General features: G+C 65.5%; 2 protein-coding genes. Both read right to left on the bottom strand.

The window, feature by feature from the left end; all coding sequences use genetic code 11:
• Positions 1 to 1,760, bottom strand: a 1,760-nt coding sequence (locus VEK15_05780) for an MBL fold metallo-hydrolase (GenBank protein HXV60183.1), incomplete at its 3' end; no start/stop codon positions are given.
• A gap of 33 nt (positions 1,761 to 1,793) precedes the next feature.
• The coding region (locus tag VEK15_05775; protein ID HXV60182.1) for a hypothetical protein at positions 1,794 to 2,653 on the bottom strand (860 nt) is incomplete at its 5' end.

The raw sequence follows: 2,653 nt of genomic DNA, 5'->3' as shown, positions 1-2,653 counted from the left end.
CTCGGAAATGCCGCACGGATCTCCTGATACACGAGCGCGGGCTCCCGTTCGTAACGCTTGGAGAAGTGGAACGGAACGAGTCTTTCCACCGATGCGGCGGCCGCGATCTCGCCGCAGGCTCGCGCCGTCAAATGCCGGGTGGCGCGCGCCAGATGCGCATCTCGTTCGAGAAAGCTCGCCTCGCAGAAGAAAAAGCGCGCGCCCCGCGCGAAAGCCACCAGCAGCTCTCGGTTCCGCTCGCTGTCATCGAGATCGGTCGCATAGACGAGTTTTTGCCCCGATCGTTTCCGCACGAAGGTCTCGGCGAGCTCTCCCGCCGCCCTCCACCGGCCGTCGGGAAGGGCAATCGGTGTTCCTGGCTCGCCTGCGGCGAGCGCCCGTTTCAGCTCGCCGAGCCAACGCCCCGGCTCGAGGCCATGTCGAACGAGAGCTTCGGCGCGGACGTGGAACGCCCTCCGTTCTTCGAGAGCGAAGGCGAGCACGGGCACACCATGCCAGAGCTCCACCGCTCGAACGCGAAGCTCGGGCTCTTCGAGGATTACGCCGTCTTCGACCGTTCGCGACTCGAGGGTTTCGACGCCGCGCCGTCCCGCCTGGAGTCGAAACCTCCTCAGGACGCCCCTTTCGAGCTCGGAGACCTCGAAGACCGGGCCTCGGTCTCCGATGCGATCCCACAGAATGCCCCGAATCGTCCCCTCGAGATGCTCGGCGAGACCGGGCGGTCCATGGATCCGGCGGCACATCGGCGATCCGATCGATGAGCGAAGCAGCCACGAAAAACCGCCAATATGGTCGAAATGAGCGTGCGACACGAAGATGTCCGAGACCTGATGGACGATGCGTGCCGGGAGCCGTCCGGTCTCACCGAGGTCGAGCAGAAGACTTCTCCGCCGGTGCCTCAGGCGCACGTGGAGCAAAGGATCTCCAAGGATTCCGTTGACGAGATGGGCCTTCGAGCTCTGGAGCGAGAGAACGGGCGGCGTGAGGACCTCGGTTGCCCTCGTGGCGCGAGCGCGCAAATCTCCGGCGACGGGATTCTCGACTCCCGTCCTCTCACGACGTTCCGTCCGCAGACGTCCCGCGCCGTCGCGGCGCGCGTCCCTCGCCAGCAAGGACGCGATTCCGCTCGGCTCGAACGGGGCCGCACGGATCATCAATCTCGAGGCCTCGAGCTCGATCGCCTCTCCGAAAGCGACCGTCGCGCCGTCGGCGTCGACGAGCGCAACCTGGCGCCCCGGCCATGCCGAAGGCACTTCGAGGGGCGGCGGGGCACCGACCGGGCTCAGCTCGCCCACGTCCACGTCCGCGGGTCGCGCGAGAGAGAGATAATCATCCCATCGAGCCGTACGATCCCGATCCGAGCTCACCGCACCTTCGGATCGGAATACGTGCTTCGCCTCGAGCACATCTTGGAGTGCCAGGAGAAGCTCCGCGCCCGCGGCACCTCGAGCGGTGTTGGGAGCGCCGACGAGAACCGTCCTGCCCGGGGGCACGAGTCTGCGTACGGCTACCACGAGAGGCAAGCGGAAGCGCACCGCGTCGAGCGTGCAGAGCGCCTCGACCCGCTCGAGCTGCCAGGCACCACGTGAACGACGGCCGAGCGCTACCGCCCCGGGCGGCCCGAACAGAGGCGAGCCGGGGTTTGCGGAAACGACGGACACTTCTTCGAGCTCGTCGGCAAGGGCCGTCAGAAGCGCGTCGTGCCCCACGAAGATCGCGACGCCACCCGAGGCGCCGATCCGGTCGGCGACGACGGTCATTCGTCGGGGCGATGCTTCGTTTCCCGTCTTTGGCTACTCCGAAACGGGGACGAGGAGATCTCGGGGAAGGACGATTGGGGCGAACAGCACGTCGGCGCCAAACGAGATCTCCTCGATGAGCTCGAGACTCGCGGTGTCGTATATCTTCATCCCGGCGCCGACTCCGGAGACGTAGAGCTTCGTCCCGTCGCCCGATACGATCCACGACGTATTCGTCCTGCCACGCTCGATTCCTTCCTTGCGCTTGAGGATGCGGTGGCTCCGCATGTCGACGGCGACGAGATCCATGCCGCCGAGATAAGCGGTTCGGCCATCCGGCGACAGGGCGATGTGAGCCACGTTCATTCCCGGTCCGAGGTCGAAGCCGAAAAGCTGCCGGTTCCCGAGATCCAACCGAAGAACCCCCGTGGTCCCCCGGTCGAGAACGGGGTCTCGCGTCTGATAGGCCGCATAGTAGATGCCGGGATCGTTCTCGTAGAAGAGAAGACCGCCCCCCGGAGCGCCGTATCCCGGAGCGCGCTGCCGGCTCAACGAGATGACGCTCTCCACCACGTGCGAGTCGAGACCGATCTCATAGATGTCGTCGCCCATAGCGAAAAGCACATCACCCTCGGGCGACATCCTCAGCTCGGGGAAGGTCGAATAACCCACCGACTCCGGCAGCGGGAAGGTCGAGGTCACTTCCCCCGTCGAGACGTCGTAAACGAAGATTTCGACTTCCGAATCGATGAGGTATCGATCCACTTCGAATTCGACCCCCCGTCCCAGCAAATACAGCCGCTCGCCTCCGGGGCTGGCAGCGACACCGAGAATTCGCACCGGACGCCGAGAGGTGGAAAGCCTGACCGTCCCCACCACCGCGCGTCGGGCGACGTCGACGATCTCGACACCCT

Source organism: Vicinamibacteria bacterium (genome assembly GCA_035620555.1).
Classification (GTDB): Bacteria; Acidobacteriota; Vicinamibacteria; order Marinacidobacterales; family SMYC01; genus DASPGQ01.
Note: the sequence above shows the minus strand (reverse complement) of the source record. Positions and strands in the feature narration are given on the sequence as shown.